Source organism: Rhodanobacteraceae bacterium, assembly GCA_016713135.1.
Lineage (GTDB): Bacteria > Pseudomonadota > Gammaproteobacteria > Xanthomonadales > SZUA-5 > JADKFD01.
Window position 1 is genome coordinate 319,696 of the sequence record JADJPR010000003.1, and the last position, 21,659, is coordinate 341,354.

The window sequence follows — 21,659 nt, forward strand, 5'->3', positions numbered from 1 at the left end:
CCGCAATGGGTGTGATCGAGCGCGCAGTATTCGAGCTCCGTCTGCACGCGAAGCTGCCCGCAGGAATCAGGGGGTGCGATGAGCTACAAGACCATGATCCGGCTGCTGAACGCGCTTCCGCGCAAGGGCGCCCACCCCGCATCAGCCGTCCGAAAGCTGATGGAAAAGGACATCCCTGGGCCGCAGACCGATCGAGGCGTTGCCAAGGGCCTGCACGCCATTGCCAGCGCCCCCGATTCGCCGATCGAGGAGATCCATGAGGGGTCAGGGATTGCGACCCGATGGAAATGGCGAGAAAGGCATCCCTTGCGCTCGCTGGCCTTCCGGGATGCCGAGTTGCTTCAGCAAACTTTGCTGCACCAGATGGCTCGAAGGCTGATGCCACCTGCGATTGCCGACCATCTCGAGCAAGACCAGAAGTGGAGTGCCAGCGTACTCGACCCCAACTCACAGGCTGCCTGGTGGCTGGCGCATGTGATAAACCTGCCCGCCGGACCACCACGTTTCCCCAAACCCCTCGACGACGCCATCGTCCAGGAAGTCAGCAAGGCACTGTGGAACCGCCGACAGCTGCAGGTGGACTACCGCCGCCGCGGCGCCCGCGTCGCCAAGTCGATGGTCCTGCACCCGCAGGGATTGGTCCTCGACGGCGAGGTGTTGACGCTAATCGCAGTGGCCAACAACTACACCGACCCCTACAGCTACAACCTCATGCGCATGTCCCAGGCGCAGATGCTCCCCGGCGACAGCCGCCGGCTTGAAGGCTTCGACTTCAAGCAGCACGTCGCCAAGGAGTTTGGCTGGCCCTACGGCGAGTCCGAACAGATCGAGTTCTGGGTCCACCAGGATCGAGTCATCGAGTTCGAAGAGATGCCGATCAGCGAGGACCAAAAGATCGATCCGAAGCCCGACAAGGACGGGTACCACCGGGTGACGGCGACGGTGGTGCCTAATGTGAGGTTGGATGCGTTCTTGGCGAGTTTTGGAGATCAGGTGTATCGAGAGGGGGCTTGATGACACACGCCGATGTAGCGGCTGCTCCCCGGGGCTTCGTGCGTCCGAAGAGGCCCATTCGCATATGTGCTTCGATCTGGACCGGGAGGCCAGGTTGGCGTGGGTCGGCCACTCCGGATGCGGTTCCCGTTGTAGGCGAAGTTTCCACGCGGCCAAGCTCACAAGGTGAGCCTCTGCGCGCACAGCCTTAAGGAGGGCGCGCTTGCTTTCTTTGGACTGGCTTGCCCCAGCTTCCACTATATTGCGTCAATCCGGAGGAAGCCGATGACGCCCGTCCTAGAGCCAGCGATGACCGTGAGGGAAGTTGCGACTTTTCTGAACGTTGATGAAAAGACGATCTACCGCCTCGCCCAAAAGGGGGAGCTGCCAGGATTCAAGGTTGCCGGCGCGTGGCGATTCCAGCGAGCTGATATCCAGCGATGGATTGACTCACGCAAGGGACCCAGTGCCGCGGGAGACGTGGGAAAGGGGCGACCTCCTGGCCAGGAGACATGAATCGCACGGCTCCAACGACGTCAAATTCGATCGGCGATTGCCAGCCACAATGAAAATCAGAACCTGTGACGGAGTAACGAGATGCTCTTAACTGTCAAACAAGCCTGCACCCTCAACGAGGGCGCGCTCAGCATCCGGATCAGCGATGGCATCGAGCGTGTCGATGAGGAAACACAGAGCATCGACGACGGCCGCCTGTTTCTCAAGCACTCGTACTTGACCAAGGGAATGGTCGAGCTGGTTCAGGAGGGCTTCAAACGGCTCTCAGGGGGCCAAGGCGGCAAGCCCGTCTTCCGCCTGAAGCAAGCCATGGGTGGAGGTAAGACCCACCTGATCAAGACAATGGCGTTCCTTGCACGGCACGAATCGCTGCGGTCGGAGTTCTTCAGCGAAGCTGCCGCCCGCTACAAGTTCGGCGCAGCGAAAGTCACTTTCTTCAACGGCCGTGAGCAGCCAGACGACTACTTCTGGGGTCGTGTTGCCGCCCAGCTTGGGCATGAGGGCTTCTTCGAGCCCGGTGTCAAGGCGCCGGGAGAGAACCATTGGACTGCCCTCTTCAACAAGATCGATGCGCCCGCGTTGATCCTGCTGGACGAGATGCCGACCTACTTTGCGTACTACAAGACTCAGCCCATTGGTGGTGGCACGGTCGCAGACGTCGCAGGACGCGCGTTCGCCAACATGCTGACCGCGGCAATGGCCCGCAAGAACATCTGCGTGGTGGTGTCGGACCTTGAAGCGTCCCACGCCGAGGGCACACAGATCATCAACTCTGCGCTGGAAAACGCGCGCAAGGAACTCAGTCGCGTCGAGTTCAACATCACACCGGTCGACTTGGCTGGTGACGAGACCTACGCCATTCTCAAGAAGCGACTCTTCGCCAGCCTGCCTGACGGCAACAAGATTGGCCACCTGGCCCAGATGTACGCCAAGTGCATCGAGCAGGCGCAGAAGTCGCGCACGATCGATCAACAGAAAACCCCTGAGCAGTTGGCCATGGAGGTCGAGCAGACCTACCCGTTCCACCCGCAGATGAAAAACCTGTTCGCCTTGTTCAAGGAGAACAAAGAGTTCCAGCAGACACGCGGACTGATGGAGCTCGCCTCGCGGCTTCTGAACTCGGTGTGGTCACGCCAGGCCGACGACGTCCTCCTGATTGGGCCGCAGCATTTTGACCTCAGCATCGACGAGGTTCGGGAGAAGGTCATCTCCATCTCCCGCCTGGAGGACGCTGTAGCTCGCGACATCTACTCCAAGGAAGGCGGCGCCCACGCGCAGGTCATTGATGCCAACGCAGGCAGCGACTGCGCCACTCAGGCCGCCAACCTGCTGCTGATCTCCAGCATGTCGACCGCCGTGAACCCCGTGAAGGGACTGACACGGTCGGAGGCGCTCGAATGCTTGGCATCTCCTCTCGCGGACCTGAGCTTCTTCGAGGCCGCCATCGAGTCGCTGCAGAAGTCCGCCTGGTATATGCACAAGACGACCGAGGGCCGGATCTACTTCGACAAGATCGAGAACCTGACCAAGATGCTGGTCGGGATGGCTGAGCGCGCCCCCGAGCCAAAGGTGAAGGAGCTGGTCTCCACGCGGCTCAAGCAGATGTTCGAGCCGAAGCGGAAGTCTGCGTACAGCAAGGTGCTCGCCCTGCCGCTGATCGACGAAATCCAGGCCGACGTTCAGGCTGGCCGAGTCCTGGCCATCGTTCCCCCGGATTCATCCCTTCCGCCGGAAGAAGTGGTCAAGCTCTTCGACGGCCTGACGCGTAAGAACAACTTGCTCATCCTGTGTGGCGAGCGCTCGTTCGAGATGGACAAACTCTGGGAAGCCGCAAAGATGGTCTACGCGGCGGGTCAGGCGGAAGCACAGCGCCGCGTTGAGCGCGGCGGGCCGCAGTGGGAAGAGTTTGAAGACTTGAAGAAGCAGTTCGAACTGACCTTCACGGGCGTCGTGAAGACACTGTTCGACAAGCTGTTCTTCCCGTTCCAGACCCAAAACACGCCCCCGAAGCTACAGCCCCGCAACCTGGAGCAAAGCGGCGACACCAACGACGGCGAAGCGCGGATTGAGGCCACCCTCACCAAGGACCCGATCAAGCTTTACCTCGACTGGCAGGACCCTACCAAGTTCTCTGGCGTGAAGTCGCGCGTTGAGCGCCTGTTCGGAGCGCAGGACGACGTCGCATGGGCAGACATCAAGGACAAGGCTCAAACCGACTGCTCGATGTACTTCTTGCCATCGGGCGACCTTGAGAAGATCAAGACCCGCGCAATTAACGAAGGCCTTTGGGAAGACTTGGGCAACGGCTACGCCACCAAGAAGCCCAAGCCCAAGCAGGCCGGGGTTCAAGTCACGCCGGTCGGTAAGATGCAGGACGACGGTTCCACCGTCCTCCAGATCGGCATCATCAACGCGAGTCCTGACACCACAAGCGTGCATTACGCCGAGGACGGCGAAGTCACCGAGGCGAGCCCAAAGCTCAACGACGACAAGCTGACGACGAAGGCACTGCGCGTGGCCTTCCTGGCAGTCGACCACTCTGGCCGTACGCAAAAGGGCGCCCCCTACATCTGGCCGAACAAGCTGATGGTTCAGTGGGAGATTGCGCCAGGCGCACAGGGTAAGCGGGTCGTCACGTTGAAGGTGCTTCCTCGCTCCGATGTTCTCCGCTACACGCTCAATGGCGCCGAGCCGCGCAATGGCATCGGCTACACCGCGCCGTTCACTGTTGGCCCAGAAGCAGCCATCCTGCTGGTCTTTGCGGAGGCCAGCGGACTCGAAACCAAGGCGGATTTCCGCATACCGCAGGCCGCCGGTGGTGGTGGTGGTGGTGGTGGTGCGGGTGGTGGCTCCGGCGGTGGAGCGGAACCAGAGCCCCCGTTGAACAAGCCAGTTGCCTTCCCGACCCAGCGCAATGCCCAGATCACGTCCCGCGAGAAGGTGTTCACAGCGCTGGCCAAGGCCACAGAACGCAACATCGAATTCACTGATGTCGTCCTGCGCATCCAGGAGGGGTCCGCCTTCGGGCAATTTGGTCTGCAAGGCCAGTCTGCGAAGGCTGAACGCGTACAGCAAGCGCTGACCATGCTGGCGGTGGGTTTCTCACCCTCCACGCCGGTGACGATGCAGTTCCGAGCGCAGTTCCCCTCGGGTCAGGACCTGATCGACTTCGCTGGCACGCTTGAACTGAGCTATGCCGGCGACTGGAAGGAGGTCGAGTGACGCACCCATTGGTGACCGAAAATCAGCCTCAAAGCACAACCGCCCTGAAGGCCGCCGAGCCAGGCACGTTCACTGGCTTTGGTGCCAGCGCTGAATTCGGAGCTCATGTTTTTAAGGCGAACATACCGGCCGGGCGTGCCGGCGAGGTCGTGTTGACTGAAGACTACGGCTACCTCGCCGGACTGGAAGGCACGCCGGAGTTTGAAGTGCGTGCTCTCTTGCCCCGAGCGAAGTGGGGAAAGCTGGCCGACGCTGCGCGCAAGGACTTCAACGCGCGACTGCGTGCGCGAAAGGTTCCGCCGAGTTCCTGGAGGCCCCAGGACAACCTGCTGGATCGCATGCTCGGTAAGGAGCTTTGTGTCTTGATGTGGGCGGCGGAGCATGCGGGTGAAGAGCAACTAGATGCCATCTGCATGAAGTGGACGGCCCTGCGCCCAGAGGAACGCTGGTGGCTGTATGCAATGACCGCAGCCCAGGGAGGCCTTGCGGAGGACGGAAAGCGGGGGTGGCGCAAAGCGCTGTACTACGCCCTGTCCGACATCGATGCCGTTGAACCTAAAAGGCAAAGCGAGCGTTGATGGATGACCCGAGGACGATGAGTCTATTCGGCTGAAGACAGGATGAAGTATTGGGAGCAGAACACAATGACGACGGCGCACGAAATCATCCCCTTCAGTCTCAAGGACGCACCATCCCTGATTGAGAGGGTGTTACCGGTTCAGCGAATTTCAATCGACACATTTCGGGAGCGCGAGGCGAGACAGAGTCAAGCGCTGACGGGGCTTGGGTCCTATTGGAAGGGGCGCAAGCCGCTTATTCTAAATCGTGCATGTGTGCTCGGTACTCTGCTGCCCGCTTCCGATAGCCCTCAGGCTGATCTCGAGATTTTCGATTTGCTAATGGCTATGGACCCGATCAGCCTTTCCAAGCGTCGCGGACTGCCTAGGCCTAAGGACTTGGTAGCTGAATTGACGATCGATGATATCAGTAAGTGGTTTGCAACCACTCCACCTGAAGCATTGGCGAGCTTGCCTTGTTCGGCGCCGTTCAATTTGGAGGACTATAAATATGAGAGCGATCTCAGTAGAAGAGGTGATATTCGACTGCGTTGGCGTGACGATCTAAGCGAGGATCAGAAGCACCAGCTAGCCGTGCGCCTGCTGCCGTCGCAACCCTACCGGGTAACGGCCAGCACCGTTTCGAGAGCCGAGGAAGTCGGCGAGACCGTGCACACCCACATCTGGGACACCGTGAACGCACATCTCGGCACCAATGCCAGAAACCACGCCCAGTTGGTAGACCAACTGGGTGTCATGCGATTTGGTCATCGTCCCCGTGTCGCCGATACCTTTTCCGGGTCCGGCCAGATCCCGTTCGAAGCGGCGCGCCTTGGCTGCGATGTCTATGCGTCTGATCTAAACCCCGTCGCATGCATGTTGACGTGGGGAGCATTCAACGTCATCGGCGCAAGCGAGACCCGCCGTGCGCAGATCGAAAAGGATCAGAAAGCTCTAGTAGACAAGGTCAGGGCTGAGATTGACGCACTCCGAATTGAGACAGATGGCAAGGGGTGGCGAGGGAAGGTGTATTTGTATTGCCTGGAGGTTATTTGCCCTGAAACAGGATGGAAGGTACCGGTCTTGCCGACCTTGGTGATCAGTAAAGGTAAGCGAGTGGTGGCGCAGCTTGTTCCCGACAAAGCTCACAAACGCTACGGAGTCGAGCTGATAAGCAACGCCACTGACAAGCAAATGAAGGCAGCCGCAAAAGGTAGCTATCAGGATCAGTGCGTAGTCCATTCAATAAATGGTGTGGAGTACCGAAACAAAATTAGCACGATACGCGGCGATTACAGCGTGACTGTGGACGGCGCGCGAGTCGGAAAAAATCGATTGAGACAGTGGGAGATGTCTGATGTGGTTTTTCGGCAGGACGACATCTTCGACGAACGATTATACGCAATTCAGTGGATCAGGGACGATGGTAGCGGCCGGCCTGAATCGGAATTCCGTAGCGTCACCTCCGACGACGAAGCACGTGAGAAAAAAGTCATTCGCTTTGTTCAAGCTAATCTAGCGGATTGGCAGGCCAAGGGTTGGGTTCCGGACATGCGAATCGAACCCGGAGACAAGACAGACGAGCCGATTCGAACACGGGGATGGACCCATTGGCATCATTTATTTAATCCTCGCCAACTCTTGCTCTTTGCACTGCTCAGAGCCAGCGGAAAGCCAGAGACATTGTACTCAATGTTTCAAGTGATGAATAACAACTGCCGACTTAGTCGCTGGAACCCATTCAGCGGAGTTGGGCAAACAGTTGGGGTCTTTGATAACCAGGCACTCAATACTCTCTATAACTATGGAGCTCGCGGCTTTGCTTTTTGCGAAGGGCTCTTATCGGAGACACTGAAGTCCTTTTCGCTTCCTGGATCAGCCATAGTTGAAAATGGTCCCGCGAGCTCAATAGCGAGTCCCATTGATGTTTTCATCACAGACCCGCCCTACGGTGATGCAGTCAAGTACGAAGAGATCCTCGAGTTCTTCATCGCCTGGATCCGCAAGAACCCACCGCGGGAGTTTTCGAGCTGGGTATGGGACAGCCGGCGAGCACTCGCGATCAAGGGCGAAGACCATGACTTCAAGCTCAGCATGGTGTCGGCTTACAAAAGAATGGCTGATTGCATGCCAGATAACGGCCTGCAGATTGTCATGTTTACGCATCAGTCGGGCTCCATCTGGGCTGACATGGCCAATATCGTTTGGGCTAGTGGGCTTCGCGTTACAGCTGCCTGGTACGTGGTTACGGAAACGGATAGTGCTCTTCGAGAAGGGCAATACGTCAAGGGAACGATTTTGCTCGTGCTTCGAAAGCGGCTGCAGGAGCAAGACGCAGCGCGGGATGAATTGGCCTACGAGGTTGCAGAAGAGGTTAAGAGCCAAGTTGATCTTTTGACTGGCCTGAACAGGGACATCAAGGCGATCTATCGCGACGAAAACCTGTTCGAAGACGCAGATCTACAGATGGCGGGTTATGCGGCTGCCCTTCGAGTGCTTACGCGATACAGCCAGATCGACGGGGTCTCCATGACGCAGGAGGCCATGCGGCCACGCGTCAAAGGTCAGACAACGATGGTCGACGAGTTGATCGCGTTTGCGGTCAACATCGCCAACGAATACCTAGTGCCTGAGGGCGTAGATCGTGCGGTTTGGGAGAAGAGTTCTGGCATTGAGCGCTTCTACTTGAAGATGCTAGACATGGAATCCAAGGGGATTCACGTCCTGTCGAACTACCAGAACTTTGCCAAGGCCTTCAAGGTGCAGGACTACGGCGCCGTGATGGACGAGGTCAAGGCCAACCACGCGAACCTCAAGTCGGCCGCGCAGCTGGGCAAGCGCGGCCTGACCGCCAGCGAAGAGTTCGGACCGACGGTGCTGCGAAGCGTGCTTTACGCCGTCCACCTCCTTCAGGAGAACAAGGTCAAGTCTGAGGACGTCTTGCACCAGTTGCGTGACTTGGTTCCGGACTACTTCCGCGAGCGCGAGCGGATCACCGCGCTGGCGGACTATGTGAGCAAGAAGACCGCCAAGGCGCGGTCCGACGAAAGTTCGAACGCCATGGTGCTGCGCGACCTGGTCCGGCGCGAGCGGGTGTGACGTCTTGATCCAGCGGTTCTCATCTCTGCGGCAGCGCCTGGACCATGTGTTCCTGGCGGACCGCCTTCAAGGCGCCCGTTCTTACAAGCGGATTGCCGGCTACTTCAGGTCGTCCATCCTGGAGTTGGTCGGCGAGCAGATCGAAGACATTCAGGATGTGCGGATCGTCTGCAACAGCGAACTGGACCCGCACGACGTCATGGTGTCCAAAGCCGCACGTGAGGTCGCGCTGAAGGAGCGCTGGAACCAGGAGCCGATCGATACCGAGGCGTTCTTTCACCGGGAGCGGTATCGCCGCCTATACAAGCTGCTAAGCAGTGGACGTGTGCAGATCAAGGTGGTCCCGAAGAACCGGGTCTTCCTGCACGGCAAGGCGGGCGTGATTACGCTGGCAGATGGCCGACGTACGAGTTTTCTCGGAAGCATCAACGAGAGCCGGGCGGCTTTTGCGGAGAACTACGAGATCCTCTGGGAAGACTCTTCCGAAGAAGGCTGCCGCTGGGTCGACGAGGAGTTCGAAGCGCTGTGGGCCGAAGGGCATGACCTGCCCGATGCCATCCTCACCGAGGTCAAACGCATTGCCGAACGCGTGGAAGTCACCTTCGGCGACCTGCCGACGAGGGACATCCCCGCAGCGACGATGGTCGAGTCACCCATCTATCGAGGCGGTGAGCAGCTGCAGCCGTGGCAGCGGTCATTCGTCGCCACCTTCTTGCAGCACCGAGAAATTTACGGGAAAGCTCGCCTGCTGCTTGCCGACGAGGTGGGCCTAGGTAAGACACTGTCGATGGCTACGGCAGCGCTGGTCAGTTCGCTGCTGGGCGACGGCCCGGTACTGATCCTATGCCCCGCCACCTTGACCCTCCAGTGGCAGGCGGAACTGAAAGACCGGCTGGGGATCCCGAGCGGCGTGTGGGTCAGCAACCAGAAGTGCTGGCTGGACGCCGAAGGGCGCACGATCATGACGCGCGGCCCCGAGGACATCGCCAGATGCCCGTTCCAGGTGGCCATCGTCTCGACTGGCTTGATCGTTCACCAGTCCACTGAGGCGAGCGTCCTCAAGCGGGTCCGGGTCGGCACGCTCATCCTGGACGAGAGCCACAAGGCACGTCGACGCGGCCAACTGGGCGTCGATGAGCCGGAGCCCAACAACCTGCTGGCCTTCATGATGGAGATGGCCAACAACGCCCGACATGTGCTGCTGGGCACTGCCACCCCCATCCAAACAGCGGTCCGCGAACTGTGGGACTTGCTGATGATCCTGAACCAGAGCGCCGACTTCGTGATGGGCCGGGATCACGCTTCGATCTGGCGGTTCTGGCAACGTACACACCCGCTGATCACCGGCCAGGAATACGTGCCTGATGGAGGCGTCGCATGGGACCTTTTGCGCTCTCCCCTGCCCGCCAAGACGACACCCATGATGGACGACGTCTGCCGTCAATTGGTGCTGTCCATCCGCAGCGACTTGAACATGGCAGACACGCAGTTCCATGTGTCAGACGCCCCTACGGCCCTCACGCCGTTCGCCCGGTCGGATCTGCAGTCGGTCGTCAAGACGAACTTCTTCCAAAGAAACAATCCGTTTGTCCGGCACGTCGTGCTTCGGCGGCGAAAGACACTTGAAGATGCTGGCCTGCTCGAAAAGATTGCTGTCGACGTCCACCCCGACCCGGAAGCGCCCCCGGGGACGTATCCCGGCGTGACCTTTCTGGGTCGCGGCCTGATGACCAACCGCCCGTTTGAGTTGGCATACGAAGCCGCAGAGGCGTTTATCGACATCCTGAGCAAACGCACCAAGGGTGCCAAGCTCCTGCGGTCCGTGTTCCTGCAACGCATCTGCTCATCCTTCCAGTCAGGACGTTTGACGGTGGAGCGCATGCTGGAGAGACGCGTCGATACCAGTGACGACAACCCGCAGATAGAGATGGCGGAGCTTGGGGCGCTGCAAACCTTGACCGATGAAGAGGTCGGCTACCTGGAAGCCATTCGCGACGAACTCACTCGTGCGGAAGCCGTGGATCCGAAGTTGAACGCTGTCCGCTGGTTTCTCAGTCAGCATCGCAGCGGCGGGCAAACTTGGAGTGAGCTGGGCTGCATCATCTTTTCGCAGTACTACGACACAGCTCACTGGGTTGCCACCGAGCTTGCCAAGGACTTTCCCGACAAGGTGGTCGCCGTCTATGCCGGCGCGGGCAAAAGCGGCCTGTTCCGGGATGGTGAGTTCATTGGCGTGGAACGCGACCGAATCAAGAAGCTGGTCAAGACCCGAGAAGTGCAGCTGGTCGTGGCGACCGACGCGGCCTGCGAGGGTTTGAATCTTCAGACGCTCGGAACGCTGATCAATATTGACTTGCCCTGGAACCCGTCACGTCTAGAGCAACGCCTCGGTCGCATCAAGAGGTTTGGTCAGGCGCGAGATACGGTGGACATGCTGAATCTCACCTACCACGCTACGCGGGACGAGGATGTCTACAACCCCATCTCGGCGCGCATGAAAGATCGGTTTGACATCTTCGGCGGCCTGCCCGATTGCATCGACGACGACTGGATCGAGGACATCCAGGAGTTCGAGGACATGGCTCAGACGCACCTGCATTTGCGTGGGCAGATCTCGAACATTTTCGAGGAGATGTGGGGGGCAACCGTTAGCAGCGAGCAGAACCGGTGGGAGGAATGCACGCGTGTGCTTTCACGGCGCGACATCCAGCAGGTCATGGGAACTCCGTGGCGATGAGATCTAAGGCACACCGATGAGCACTTTCGACAGCACCAAGCGGCTACTGCCGGAGATCCTTGCGCAGATCGCGAAGGGGAACATTCAACTTCCCGACTTCCAGCGCGGCTGGATCTGGGACGATCAGCACATCCGCAGCCTCCTGGTGAGCATCGCTCGCTCCTTTCCGGTTGGCGCAGTAATGCTTCTGGAGACGGGTGGTGATGCGCGATTTCAGGTCCGGCCTATCGAAGGGGTCACTCTTCCTTCCGGCAACGTCGACGCCGAACTACTGATCCTCGACGGTCAGCAGCGCCTCACCACGCTGACCCAGGTCCTTGCCCTAAAAAACCCAGTGAAGACGCGTACCGACAAGGGGAAGCCGATCCAGCGCCACTACTACTGGAACATCCAGGTCGCTTTGGAGGGCGGCGATCGGCTTGAGGACGCTATCGAAGCGCTGGAGGAGGACAAGGTCAAGCGGACCAACTTCGGCAGGGACGTTGAACTTGACCTCAGCACCACTCGAAAGGAGTGCGAACAACTCTACTTCCCCTGCAATCAGATTCTGAACTCGGATGCTTGGGAAGAGGCCTTACAAGAGCACGCGCCAGAGAAATTCGGGCTTTACATGCAGTTTCGTCGACAGGTCCTGAATGCCTTTCGCAACTACCAGCTCCCTGTGATCCAGCTTGGCAAGGCCACGAGCAAGGAAGCTGTCTGCCTCGTATTCGAGAAGGTAAACACCGGAGGTGTGCCGCTCAACGTTTTTGAGTTGGTGACTGCCACATATGCAGCCGACAGCTTCAACCTCCGCGATGACTGGTACGGGAACGCGGACCGCAAAGTCACGGGCCGGTACGCGCGTCTGTGCAAGGAACCCGTGCTCTCACAGGTGGAGTCGACGGATTACTTGCAGGCCGTTTCGATGCTGCACACGCTCGATCTTCGGCGAGCAGATGTTGCAGCGGGAAAGAACGGGAAGGCTGTTCAACCGGTGAGCGCGAAGCGCGCATCGATTCTCGCAATGCCATTGGCTGCCTACCAGGCGTGGGCCGACGAGGTGGAGGCAGGATTTTTTCTCGCGGCAAAGTTTCTGCGCAAGGAGTGCGTCAAGAACCCTCGAGAGTTGCCATACCGTTCACAGCTTGCCCCACTTGCCTCCGTGCTCGCGCATCTGCGTGAGCGCTGGCTCGAGCCGCGCATCTATCAAAAACTTTCCCAGTGGTACTGGTGCGGCGTACTTGGCGAGTTGTACGGGAGCACGATTGAAACCCGAATTGCCAACGATGTCGAAGATCTGCTGAACTGGATCGACGACGACGGCAGCGTGCCGCGCACGATCTCCGAAGCATCGTTCAGCCCTGACCGGCTCGACACAATGACGTCCAGGCTCTCGGCCGCTTACAAAGGCCTCAACATGCTTGTTCTAAGAGAAGGCGCGCAGGACTTCTTCTGGAAGGCGAAGATTCAGGAACTGGACGACGAAGAGCTTGCTCTCGACATTCACCACATCTTCCCGCAAGACTGGTGCGAGAAGAAGGGAATGAAGCGGGCCGTCTACAACACGATCGTCAACAAGACCCCGATCTCGTACAAGGCAAACCGCATGATTGGCGGCAACGCACCGTCATCGTATTTATCAAAGCTCCAAACGCATGCGCAGGTGCAGCTCGACGACGAGCAGATGAACTCGATTCTGGGCACTCATTATGTGGACCCCGCCACGCTGCGAAGTGACGATTTCAGCGCCTTCTATTCCGCCCGAAAAGCTGCTCTGGTCAAGATAGTTGAACGGGCCATGGGCAAGGCCGCTGCTGCGTCAAACCAAGGGGCTGACGGCCCAAATGCTTCAGACGACGGGAACGATGCCAATCAATGATTGACGAGGCTGGTTAGCCTGGCTTGGGCATTCGCAAGCATGTCCAATCGCAGGTTGGGCGTTATGTAGGTGGACAGGTGATGCAAAGTCCAATTGAGGATTTCGGCCCTGCGCAGCGGGTTCTCAGCCGCGTCGTACTTTTCGCGGTAAAGGTCTAGCTCTTCGAGTGCCCGCGCAAGGGCCACCCTGGCTCGGGCAAGCGCTTCTTTACCGTCGTTTTCTGCCAAGCGTTCCGCCCAATTTGTTTCATTCATTGCAGTGTTCCTCACCAATCTCAAAGTGGTCGCGGAGGCACCATTTACGCGCTGTTTGGAACTTAAGCCAAGCGAATCCCGATGCCAAAATCACGTCTCTCGCCCAGAAGCAATGCGGCCTCAGCTTCGCGCCTGTCGATCAGGCCGGGTAGCACTTTTCCGCCGCCATAGATCCATCTGCGCAGTTCAGTGGCTGCCCCTGACCAGTCGCACTGATTGACCCGCCGCCGCAACTTCGACGCCTGCAGCCGACCGGCGCCGAGGTTGAACGTGAAGCTCACCAGCGCGTCGAACTGGTTCTGGGTGAGCGGGACGGTGATCAGTCGGCGGACTGCGGCTTCGGCGATGGCGAGGTCGCGGCGGAGGAGTTCGTGGCTTCGGCTTCGGTGATCGTGCCAATCTGCTAGCCCGACTGGATCACGTGGCCGTAGCCGATCGTGGGCTTGCCTGCCAGGCAGCGGTAAACGGTGGCGCAAAAGCTTTCGAAGCGCTTGATCAGGGCGATGCCGGCGTCGCTAGATCGCGTCCCGGTCCGAGACGACTCTGAGTTCGTCGGTGAGCACTGCGTCAGAGTGGTAAAGTCGGGCGGTCGGAGCGCCGACATGGCGTGTCCGACTCGCGACCGACGTCAGCGTGGATTCGGCAAACGGGAGCTAATCGAAATGATCGCCAGGCGACTATCGGCCGCTACCAAGACGATTCAAACCGAGAACAACCTTCTGCTGCTCCAATTCCTTTCCATCGGTGGCATCGTTGCATCGCGGAAGGAGTGGGCAAAGGGCGCCCTGGACTGGCTGAAAGCGGCTGGGCGCAGCGACTACTTCAGCAACTTGATGACGGCAACACACTCGGTAGACGGTCGCTGCTTGACGGTGCTGCGTGTCGGTAGTCGCGACCAGATCAGCATCACCGAATTCGGGCGCAAGGTCCTTGAACTTGGCCAACCCGTTTGGATTCGGGGAGGCGGATGGTTCGCTGGGGTCAGCGATGAGTTTGAGGTGCGGGTCTCGGAAGTTGCCCCTCGAGAATTGCACGCCCGCATCGACTGACGGTGACGTCCAGCAATAAAATTCGCACCGAGCAAGCTCGCCGGCAGGTCGATCACGATCAACGGATATGCAGGGTAGCACGGCGCATTTCGCGCGATGCCTAGTACCGGGGATTCCCATGAAGATTCTTACCGCCGATACGGAATCTGAGTCACTGGAGTCGAAGCGCCCAGAGGGCGGAGTTGACTGGCAGCTCGTTGCCTCCGGCGGTTGGTCCGAGGGAATGTACAACTCAGGTCATATCGAATACCTCATTGCGAATGTGGGTCCGGGCAAGCGGGTCATGGAATAGCGCTTTGTCGGCTGCTTGTCTGTTGAACGTCGTTGGAGTGGAAATCGTGAGTCCGAATCTGGTGTCGCAGGAAGAGCTTGTTGCGCTTGGCTGGACCAAGCGGCAGATCGAGGCGGCATTGGACGAGCCCGATGAAGTGGGACCGTCCGGCCATTGGTTGAACACCAGCGGCAAGCCCTACTACGACCGTGATCGAGTTGCCGTCGCTGCCTACTGGATCGGCCTGCGGAAGGAGCGACCGACCGACGCGCAGTGGCAGGAATGGTCGGGGGTGCTCCGCCGATATCGCTGCCGGTGATGCGTGCTGACGTGCACCGGCTTGCCGAGGCCTGCCAGCCTGGGGTCACCGATCGATTCTGGTCGTTGCGCCTGTCGCATCCCGTCATGGGGCGGCAACCTGGTACACGGCGGAGCGAAGATCTTCTGATCGAAGATTGCCTGATCCGGCTGGCCAACGCTGCGTTCGGAACCGACGTCGCAAGTGCTGAGGGCCTGGAGACGTTTCTCAGAGAGAAATCGACAACCGCCGCTGAGGTTCTCGGGGATGGCTGGCCTGAAGACATCGTCGTTCGGCCTGCAAGACGAGCCAGCTATGTCTCTAGGGCGACTAGCAAGAAAGCCATGCAACGCTTCGTCTGCGAGCTTTCTCTCGTTCATGTCGGATCTGTCACGGGCCCGCTCGGCCAGACCGTGAATCTTCGCGAGTTTCTGGTGTACGCGCCGCGAATGCGGTTCGACCGCAGGAGCAGCGCTGACGCTTGACTGCCCGGATCGGAGGCTGCGTCGGGGCCAGATAGAGTTTTCGCCTCTACCGGTAATCGGTGAGACACCGGGTCAAGTCCCCAAAAAGGCGCCCACCGCGTTCGCCGTACGGTGTTCACAGGTAGATGCAGGTGCCGTCATCTTCGATGTCGCCTAGGAACTCAAGTTTGTCGGTCACCCTCTTCGGAACTGGTCTATCTGGTCGAAGACTCGGTCGAGCCGACGCGCTTTCAACGCATTTTGGACGTGTCACCGACCGGGTCAATCTGCCGAGGTCAGAAGCTCGCACCCATCATCCCCGCCTCCTCCTCCCGCCTCGCTACCAACCCCTTCAGCTTCTTGCCGTCCGCATAAACCCACCGCAGCAACTCGCTGCGCCAGCGCCCAGTTGCCTTGGTTGATCCGTCGCCGCAGCGTGGATTTTTCCAGCGCGCCTTCGCCGACGTTGAACGTGAAGCTCACCAAGGCGTCGAACTGGCTCTGGGTCAGCGGTACGGTGATCAGTCGCCGGACTGCGGCCTCGGCGATGGCGAGGTCGCGGCGGAGGAGTTCGATGGCTTCGGCTTCGGTGATGGTGCCGAACTGCTCGCCCGGCAGGACCACGTGGCCGTAGCCGATGGTGGGCTTGCCTGCCGGGCAGCGGTAGACGGTGGCGCAGAAGCTCTCGAAGCGCTTGATCAGGGCGATGCCGGCGTTGCTGGTTCGCAGCAGTGCGTTGGGTCCGCTCATTTGCGACTCCGCGCGCGCTGGATGGCTCGGCCGCCGAACCAAAAGCTCATGACGGTGGCGAACAGGGCCTGGGTCTCGCCATCCCAGATCACTTGCAGTGCGCTGGCGAAGGTCAGGTCCTCGGCTTGTGCCAGCGTGACAAGCGAGGTCAGCTTTACCGCGGCGAACAGGCCGAAGAAGGCGTAGGTGATGACCGGCCGCACGCTGGACTGCAGGCCCTCAACCCAGCGCACGCCGCTGTCGCGGTTGGCGTAGTTGTAGACCTGTTCGGTCTCCTTGATGTCGGCGTTGATGTTGAGCTCGTCCAGCTTCTGCGTGTGGCCGAGCTTCTGCAGTTCGACCTGCCGATCGAACATCGCCAACTGGTGCTTGCGGTCCTCCTTCTCGCGCTGCAGCTTGAGGATTTCCGGGAACGCGCTGGCCGCAAAGCCGAGCAGGCTGCCAAGCAGGGTCATCATGATCAGCGCCCTCCGAACAGCTTGAAGTGGATGGCGGCACTGGTCGCCAGCGCGATCACCAGCGCGGTGGTCAGCATCTTGATGACTGTCTGCCAGGCCGTGTGCTTCGCGGCGTTGTACGCATCGAGCAGGCCACGCAGCGCGCGGATGTCGTGGGCGGCGTCGTCGCCTTCGAGGCCGACGTCGGCGAGGGCTCGGCGGGCGCCGAGTTCGGCGGCGTGCTCGAGCATTTTCTGAAACTCGTGGATCGGCATGGACACCGTGCCGCCTTCGATCACGGGGGTGACCATGGGTTGTCTCCTGGTAGCGGAAATGAAAAAGCCCGCAGTGAGCGGGCTGTGGGAAGGCCTTGCGGCCCGATGGAGCAGCGATCGCGCGGATCAGATTTCGATGACTTCCAGCGGCAAGGACGGCGCTTCGCCTTGGATGACGCCATCCCGGACGAACACGGTCTGGCCCAGCGTGGCTTCGCCACGTCCGTGGACCAGCCCGCCGCCCGGCAGGGCGATCACGGCGCGGCTGGCGTCGACCTCGACCACGATGCCGGCTTGCAACGGTGGATCAGGCAGCAGCTGTCGGAACTGCCGGTAGATGTTATGCACGGCATTCCACCCCGAGGGTTTGCCAGACCTCCGGGAAGTCGGCCTCGATGCGCGTGGATCGCACCAGGCCGAGTCGAGACACGCTGCCGTCCTGGTACTCGACGAAGGTGCCCGGCTCGACGATGCCGGTTTCCGGCAGCACGGGCAGGCGCAGGCCCACTTCGAACTGCGGACCGGTGTCGGCCAGGATCGCAGTGCCGCGCTGGCGTGCCGCGGCGGCCTCGGTGATCAACGCGTCGACGACCATCGGCGCGATCACGTTTCCGGCCGTGCCGGTGCGCGTGACCTGGCCGAGCACGCCCGCGCTCTGGCCGGATACAAACACCCGGTTGTAGGCGGGCTTCTCCAGCCAGCGCAGGGACTCGCGCGAGACCGCGTCGACCGGCAGGACCAGATCGGGGGTCACCGCATGCCAGTCCCAGGGCGCCACGGGATAGCGGTGGCGCACGCGAAGGATCGCCTCGGACGGATGCGGCAGCAGATAGCCACCGGGCGCCTCAGCAATGGCGGCCAGTGCATCGATCCAGGTGCCTTGTTGGGCGAACACGCCCGCCGGCACATTCCAGTCGGTCAGGCCCCAGTCGATGGTCCAGCCCAGTGGTACGCCGTTGATCGTCAGCACATCGTCCATCAACTGACGGGCCGTGCGCGGTTGTGGGATTGGCGAACGTTCATCATCGGCGCGTAGGGCGCCGGACAACGCCGCCGTGCGCCCGCGCCCGGACAGACGCAGGCTGGCCTCGCCGAAGCTGCGGTCACGGGTCAGGTTCTCGGCCAGCACCCGAAAATCGGTGCCGTTGACGTGCGCCACGAGTTCCACCGGGGGCGCGCCATCGGCGGGTGCAATCAAGGCTTCGGCAATGGCGGGCAGCGTGGCCTCGAAGCCCCAGGCCCAGGAGTCGACGTCGAGACTCAGCGACAGCGAGATCACCGGCACCGGCATACCATCCGGCCATCGATGCAGCGTCACATGGTTCAGCACGACATAGACCCTTCGAATCGGAACGACGACCGGACCGTCTTGGCCGGGCCCAGGGTGGTTTTCGCAGACGAACAGCAGATGGCCGTTCGTCGCCGCCAGTGCGGCAAACCGCAGGGTCGGGTTCGGGGTGTAGCAGGGAACGATCGGTGGATCGGGGTCGTCCGGGCGTACTGGAGGGCGCCCTGGCGGCGGCCGCATCGCGTTCTGCCAACGCGCGGCCATCCAGCGGCGCATGGCTGTGGCGACCTGGATCACTTCGAAGAAGCGCAGGCCCGGATAAGCCTGGGCCATGTCGAAGCGAGAGCATATTGGCTGACGACGATCTCGCAGGCCGTCTTGATGGAGCACACGGCGCTCCATCGCGTCCATGCGGGCTGCATTCGCATAGGCCACCGGGCCTGCCGTTCGCAGGTGGAGTGATTCGCTATGCGCGATCCGGAGCGCGCCCGGCGATTGCTGGACCGCACCGTGAAACCGCGCTGTCGCCGACACCGGTGCGCGCACCAACGTCGCCGCGCGCCGTGTCGTCACGTTGGCATCGTGCGATTGCCCCGTTTGCCTGGACGCGCGCGCCTGCGACGAGTGGCTGGCCGTGGAGGTCGTGCGGTGCTCGGCCCCGTCCTCGAACCCACGCCCGCGTTGCCAAGCCGACCCGGTGCTGCCCACCAGCGGACGCGCGGCCCGAGAGGCGTAGCGCGCCTCGGCGATCATCTCCATCGCCGGAAACGTCGCGACTAGCGTCGCCGACGCGTTCGGAATGGCCAGCGCTTCGAACCGCAGCGCCGGCAGCGTTCCGACCAGTTGGGCATCGATTGGCGGATGCGATCCAGCCGGATCGCCACCCAGCACCAGATGCGCGCTGGCCGGGGGATGGGCAAAGCGCAGATCGACAGCCGCCATCGGATATCACCCCAGCAGGCCCGTCAGGATCCGGGTGTAGCCGCCCGCGTACAGGGTCGTAGTCGGCAGGCGCAACTCGGCGGTCCCATTGAGATCGGACGCATCGCAATCCCAGGCCAGCGCGCCCATGCCATTGACGATGCGTGCCCAGGTCACCTCGCCCGTGACCAGGATCAGCGCTTCGTTGGTCGGGGTGATTTCGAGAACGCCATCGGCAACCGTGCCCAACGGCTCATCCAGCACGATTGAGGCCAGCAGCGGCCCCTGCGGCGGCGCGCCGAAGCTCGGACGCGGCCCTGCGTAGAGATGGGCGCGCGCCTGCTCGATGCCGAGCGCCAAGAACGTAATGACGCCCTGCAACCGGTAGTTGTTGAGGTCGTTGGAGATCTGGATCACGACGACGCTTCCGTCATCGGTTCGGCGCGCAAGTTGTCGGCGATCACCGCCCGGAAGTTGTGCTTGTGGTCGTAAGCGATCACGACGAAGCGCGGCACCTCGCTGATCCGGTCGAATCGATAGACCCCGGTGACCGCGTCGCTCCAGGTCTCGCGCACGACGGCGTAGGTACGCTCATCGAACAGCAGCACCCGCCGCGACACCGGACGGTCCTCCGGCAGGTCCTTCTCTTTGACCGTGCCGGTGATGTGGTGATCGCCGGCGTAATAGTGATTGCGCGTGCCGGCCAGACGATGGAATGCGCGATGCGAGAACCGCAACAAGGCGGCGAGATCCGGCACGGGCTGCGTGCGTCCGAGAACGGCGGGCAGTCCCCGAAATCGCGCCAGCGGTGCGTCTGGCAAGGCACTGGGCATGCCACCGGCGACGCGATGCACGCGCAGAGTCAGGCCGTAGCCGTAGATGCTCGGCCGGAAGCTCGCGTAGTGCCGCTTGTAGCCTTCCCACAGCACGTCGCCGTTTTCGCTGAGGCGGTACTGCCAGACGCCGTCGACGCCGCGCTTCACGTCAACGCGAATTGTCCGGCGTGCGCCGGTCACCGCCCAGGACGCTGGCGCGTGCGCGATCTGTTCGTAATGGTTGCCGTCGGCATCCCAGAAGCTGTGATGCCACTGCTGCGCCCAGACGGTTAGACGGTGGCCCTGGTAAGTGCCCGATCCGGTCCATAGCCAGAAGCCAAAGCAGGTCGAACTGTATGTGACCGCCATGACTTCGGCATCGATCTCGAACCAGAAGTTCTCCGCGACCTCGGCCGCATCGATGCGCCAGAAGTTCTGTGCGTGCGTGAACACCAAGTCGACTGCTTGCGCGCCTTCGCTCCAGGTGGCCGTGATGCCGCCCGCCCCGCCACTGCTGGCAAAGCCCGCAGGAATGCCAACGTCGAAGCTCTCGTCCAATGGATAAGCCACGGATCAGGGCCTCCATGGCCCCGTGATGTCGAACGCGAACCCGCTGGTGTTGCCCTCGTGGGCGTAATTCAGCGTCACGATGAGGAACTTGCGCCCGGGGTAACCCAGGACCTGTTCGATCAGCGTCATATGCGGGTAAGGCTGGTTCTGGTGAATCCAGTACATGCCGGGCAGAAACCCGCGCAGGTGTCCGCTGCCTTCGCGCAGATAGATCGGATGCAGGATCAGGCCGTAGTCGGGACCGTTCGGGAACGGGATGGCGCCCGAGCGACCGGAGATGTTCTGGTTGTTGCCGTCGTTCAACGAGAACAGGCCCAGGCGAACGTTGCCGCCGACCTGGGTGTAGTCGCGCATGCAGATTTTGCCGGTGGTGTGCAGCGAGTGTGCTGAATAGCACTCCTCACTCGGATAGCTGATCGGCCACGCACCGACGGTCTGGTAGCGATCCGAGGCAGTCAGGAAGGACGCGTAGTTATCGCCCGACTTGTAGCTATCGCAGTCGGTGAATGTGTAGAGCACCCGCAGATCACCACCCCAGCCGGAAGCGCAGGCGAGGAAGAATCCGCGGTCGTCGCCGACCAGCACCCAACTGCGCGCACCCGCGCCGGGTTCGCCGTAGTTTTCGGCGGTGTTGTTTCGGGCGAAGTACCACTTGAACCAACCCGAGTACATTGACGCGCCGCTGCCGGAGGGCAACTCGTTGGCATTCGGGGCCGCCGGATCGAACGGTGCACGCGCGCCGACGAAGGTATCGATGTCGACCATGTCCTCGGCCAGCGTCACTCGACCGAACTTCGCCCAGGTGGTGGTGTATCCCGCGGGCAAACTGTCGTCGACACGCAGAAACGGTCGGGTCGAGAGCGGATTGGGGCTGCGATAGGCGCGCTTGTTCTCGCCGGTGAAGGCGATCTCCAATCCCAGCGGCGCGATCTTGGCGGTGATCCCGAGCACCGTGGTCGCGGGCGATGCGGGCTCACCCGAAACGCTGAAACTGATGCTGTTTGCCGTGATGGCGGTGATCGTGAACTCGCCGTTGTACGCAGGCTCCTCGCAGCCCTCGATGCACACCACGTGGTCGACCCGAAAGCCGTGGCCCGAACTCATCGTTGCAGTGGCGGTGGTGCCCTCGCGCGCAAGTTCGAGCACCGGTTTGAGATTGAAACCGTTGACCAGCAGTGCGTCGAGCATCGCCGTCAGGCTGCCCCAGTTGTTGGTCAGCACCGGCGCGCCCACCATGTTGCTGTGCATCCATTTGACCTTGTTGCTCATGAATCGGACTCCT

Annotated in this window: 19 protein-coding genes and 2 pseudogenes; 11 read left to right on the forward strand and 10 right to left on the reverse strand. The window is 61.1% G+C overall.

Features of this window, described 5'->3' with window-relative positions:
- Positions 1 to 78: 78 nt before the first annotated feature.
- The 7 genes from IPK27_05675 to IPK27_05705 all read left to right on the forward strand — a co-directional run bounded on the left by IPK27_05675 (position 79) and on the right by IPK27_05705 (position 12,985).
- Positions 79 to 1,014, forward strand: a complete 936-nt coding sequence (locus IPK27_05675; GenBank protein MBK8067115.1) for a WYL domain-containing protein — start codon at positions 79 to 81, stop codon at positions 1,012 to 1,014.
- Between the two features lie 264 nt (positions 1,015 to 1,278).
- Positions 1,279 to 1,509: a helix-turn-helix domain-containing protein gene (locus tag IPK27_05680; protein ID MBK8067116.1), complete on the forward strand. Its 231-nt coding sequence runs from the start codon at positions 1,279 to 1,281 to the stop codon at positions 1,507 to 1,509.
- Positions 1,510 to 1,590: 81 nt separating this feature from the next.
- Positions 1,591 to 4,731 (forward strand): ATP-binding protein, encoded by a 3,141-nt coding sequence (locus IPK27_05685; protein ID MBK8067117.1) that lies wholly within the window; start codon positions 1,591 to 1,593, stop codon positions 4,729 to 4,731.
- Entirely contained in the window at positions 4,728 to 5,309 is a 582-nt protein-coding gene (locus IPK27_05690; protein ID MBK8067118.1) for a DUF3780 domain-containing protein, read from the forward strand. The genes IPK27_05685 and IPK27_05690 overlap by 4 nt, the downstream gene beginning before the upstream one ends.
- Before the next feature lie 66 nt (positions 5,310 to 5,375).
- A complete protein-coding gene (locus IPK27_05695; GenBank protein MBK8067119.1) occupies positions 5,376 to 8,387 on the forward strand; it encodes a DUF1156 domain-containing protein in 3,012 nt (1,003 codons plus the stop codon).
- Positions 8,388 to 8,391: 4 nt separating this feature from the next.
- Positions 8,392 to 11,124: a DEAD/DEAH box helicase gene (locus tag IPK27_05700; GenBank protein ID MBK8067120.1), complete on the forward strand. Its 2,733-nt coding sequence runs from the start codon at positions 8,392 to 8,394 to the stop codon at positions 11,122 to 11,124.
- Between the two features lie 16 nt (positions 11,125 to 11,140).
- Positions 11,141 to 12,985, forward strand: coding sequence for a DUF262 domain-containing protein (locus IPK27_05705; protein ID MBK8067121.1), 1,845 nt, complete (start codon positions 11,141 to 11,143; stop codon positions 12,983 to 12,985).
- Here the strand turns inward: IPK27_05705 and IPK27_05710 are convergent.
- Both IPK27_05710 and IPK27_05715 read right to left on the reverse strand, forming a co-directional pair.
- Positions 12,979 to 13,239 carry a hypothetical protein gene (locus IPK27_05710; GenBank protein MBK8067122.1) on the reverse strand — a complete coding sequence of 87 codons (261 nt, stop codon included), beginning with the start codon at positions 13,237 to 13,239 and terminating at the stop codon, positions 12,979 to 12,981. The genes IPK27_05705 and IPK27_05710 overlap by 7 nt on opposite strands.
- Positions 13,240 to 13,301: 62 nt before the next feature.
- Positions 13,302 to 13,843: pseudogene (locus IPK27_05715) on the reverse strand (lysozyme).
- Positions 13,844 to 13,901: 58 nt separating this feature from the next.
- Between IPK27_05715 and IPK27_05720 the strand changes: the two are divergent.
- From IPK27_05720 to IPK27_05735, 4 genes are all read left to right on the forward strand, one after another.
- Positions 13,902 to 14,288, forward strand: coding sequence for a hypothetical protein (locus IPK27_05720; GenBank protein ID MBK8067123.1), 387 nt, complete (start codon positions 13,902 to 13,904; stop codon positions 14,286 to 14,288).
- 118 nt (positions 14,289 to 14,406) lie between these two features.
- Complete coding sequence (locus tag IPK27_05725) at positions 14,407 to 14,580, forward strand: hypothetical protein (protein ID MBK8067124.1); 174 nt, start codon at positions 14,407 to 14,409, stop codon at positions 14,578 to 14,580.
- Between the two features lie 46 nt (positions 14,581 to 14,626).
- Positions 14,627 to 14,878 carry a hypothetical protein gene (locus IPK27_05730; protein ID MBK8067125.1) on the forward strand — a complete coding sequence of 84 codons (252 nt, stop codon included), beginning with the start codon at positions 14,627 to 14,629 and terminating at the stop codon, positions 14,876 to 14,878.
- Positions 14,878 to 15,342 (forward strand): hypothetical protein, encoded by a 465-nt coding sequence (locus IPK27_05735; GenBank protein ID MBK8067126.1) that lies wholly within the window; start codon positions 14,878 to 14,880, stop codon positions 15,340 to 15,342. The genes IPK27_05730 and IPK27_05735 overlap by 1 nt, the downstream gene beginning before the upstream one ends.
- Before the next feature lie 275 nt (positions 15,343 to 15,617).
- On the opposite strand, the pseudogene IPK27_05740 reads toward IPK27_05735, so the two are convergent.
- The 8 genes and pseudogenes from IPK27_05740 to IPK27_05775 form a co-directional block, all read right to left on the reverse strand.
- Positions 15,618 to 16,071 (reverse strand): annotated as a pseudogene (locus tag IPK27_05740) (lysozyme).
- Complete coding sequence (locus IPK27_05745) at positions 16,068 to 16,427, reverse strand: hypothetical protein (GenBank protein ID MBK8067127.1); 360 nt, start codon at positions 16,425 to 16,427, stop codon at positions 16,068 to 16,070. Before IPK27_05745 ends, IPK27_05740 begins: the two are co-directional and overlap by 4 nt.
- A gap of 104 nt (positions 16,428 to 16,531) precedes the next feature.
- Positions 16,532 to 16,819 (reverse strand): hypothetical protein, encoded by a 288-nt coding sequence (locus tag IPK27_05750; GenBank protein ID MBK8067128.1) that lies wholly within the window; start codon positions 16,817 to 16,819, stop codon positions 16,532 to 16,534.
- A gap of 90 nt (positions 16,820 to 16,909) precedes the next feature.
- Positions 16,910 to 17,131 (reverse strand): hypothetical protein, encoded by a 222-nt coding sequence (locus tag IPK27_05755; GenBank protein ID MBK8067129.1) that lies wholly within the window; start codon positions 17,129 to 17,131, stop codon positions 16,910 to 16,912.
- Complete coding sequence (locus IPK27_05760) at positions 17,124 to 19,013, reverse strand: hypothetical protein (GenBank protein MBK8067130.1); 1,890 nt, start codon at positions 19,011 to 19,013, stop codon at positions 17,124 to 17,126. Before IPK27_05760 ends, IPK27_05755 begins: the two co-directional genes overlap by 8 nt.
- Before the next feature lie 6 nt (positions 19,014 to 19,019).
- Positions 19,020 to 19,409: a hypothetical protein gene (locus IPK27_05765; GenBank protein MBK8067131.1), complete on the reverse strand. Its 390-nt coding sequence runs from the start codon at positions 19,407 to 19,409 to the stop codon at positions 19,020 to 19,022.
- On the reverse strand, positions 19,406 to 20,365 hold the full coding sequence (locus IPK27_05770) for a hypothetical protein (protein MBK8067132.1): 960 nt from the start codon (positions 20,363 to 20,365) through the stop codon (positions 19,406 to 19,408). The genes IPK27_05765 and IPK27_05770 overlap by 4 nt, the downstream gene beginning before the upstream one ends.
- 15 nt (positions 20,366 to 20,380) lie before the next feature.
- Entirely contained in the window at positions 20,381 to 21,646 is a 1,266-nt protein-coding gene (locus IPK27_05775; protein MBK8067133.1) for a hypothetical protein, read from the reverse strand.
- Positions 21,647 to 21,659 lie beyond the last annotated feature (13 nt).

Excerpts from the sequence above, each read along its gene's own strand:
- IPK27_05685 (MBK8067117.1), top strand. The coding sequence starts at position 1,591 with ATGCTCTTAACTGTCAAACAAGCCTGCACCCTCAACGAGGGCGCGCTC.
- IPK27_05710 (MBK8067122.1), bottom strand. The coding sequence starts at position 13,239 with ATGAATGAAACAAATTGGGCGGAACGCTTGGCAGAAAACGACGGTAAA.
- IPK27_05775 (MBK8067133.1), bottom strand. The coding sequence starts at position 21,646 with ATGAGCAACAAGGTCAAATGGATGCACAGCAACATGGTGGGCGCGCCG.
- IPK27_05745 (MBK8067127.1), bottom strand. The coding sequence starts at position 16,427 with ATGTTCGATCGGCAGGTCGAACTGCAGAAGCTCGGCCACACGCAGAAG.
- IPK27_05760 (MBK8067130.1), bottom strand. The coding sequence starts at position 19,013 with ATGGCGGCTGTCGATCTGCGCTTTGCCCATCCCCCGGCCAGCGCGCAT.
- IPK27_05695 (MBK8067119.1), top strand. The coding sequence starts at position 5,376 with ATGACGACGGCGCACGAAATCATCCCCTTCAGTCTCAAGGACGCACCA.
- IPK27_05725 (MBK8067124.1), top strand. The coding sequence starts at position 14,407 with ATGAAGATTCTTACCGCCGATACGGAATCTGAGTCACTGGAGTCGAAG.
- IPK27_05675 (MBK8067115.1), top strand. The coding sequence starts at position 79 with ATGAGCTACAAGACCATGATCCGGCTGCTGAACGCGCTTCCGCGCAAG.
- IPK27_05720 (MBK8067123.1), top strand. The coding sequence starts at position 13,902 with ATGATCGCCAGGCGACTATCGGCCGCTACCAAGACGATTCAAACCGAG.
- IPK27_05735 (MBK8067126.1), top strand. The coding sequence starts at position 14,878 with ATGCGTGCTGACGTGCACCGGCTTGCCGAGGCCTGCCAGCCTGGGGTC.
- IPK27_05705 (MBK8067121.1), top strand. The coding sequence starts at position 11,141 with ATGAGCACTTTCGACAGCACCAAGCGGCTACTGCCGGAGATCCTTGCG.
- IPK27_05680 (MBK8067116.1), top strand. The coding sequence starts at position 1,279 with ATGACGCCCGTCCTAGAGCCAGCGATGACCGTGAGGGAAGTTGCGACT.
- IPK27_05750 (MBK8067128.1), bottom strand. The coding sequence starts at position 16,819 with ATGGTCACCCCCGTGATCGAAGGCGGCACGGTGTCCATGCCGATCCAC.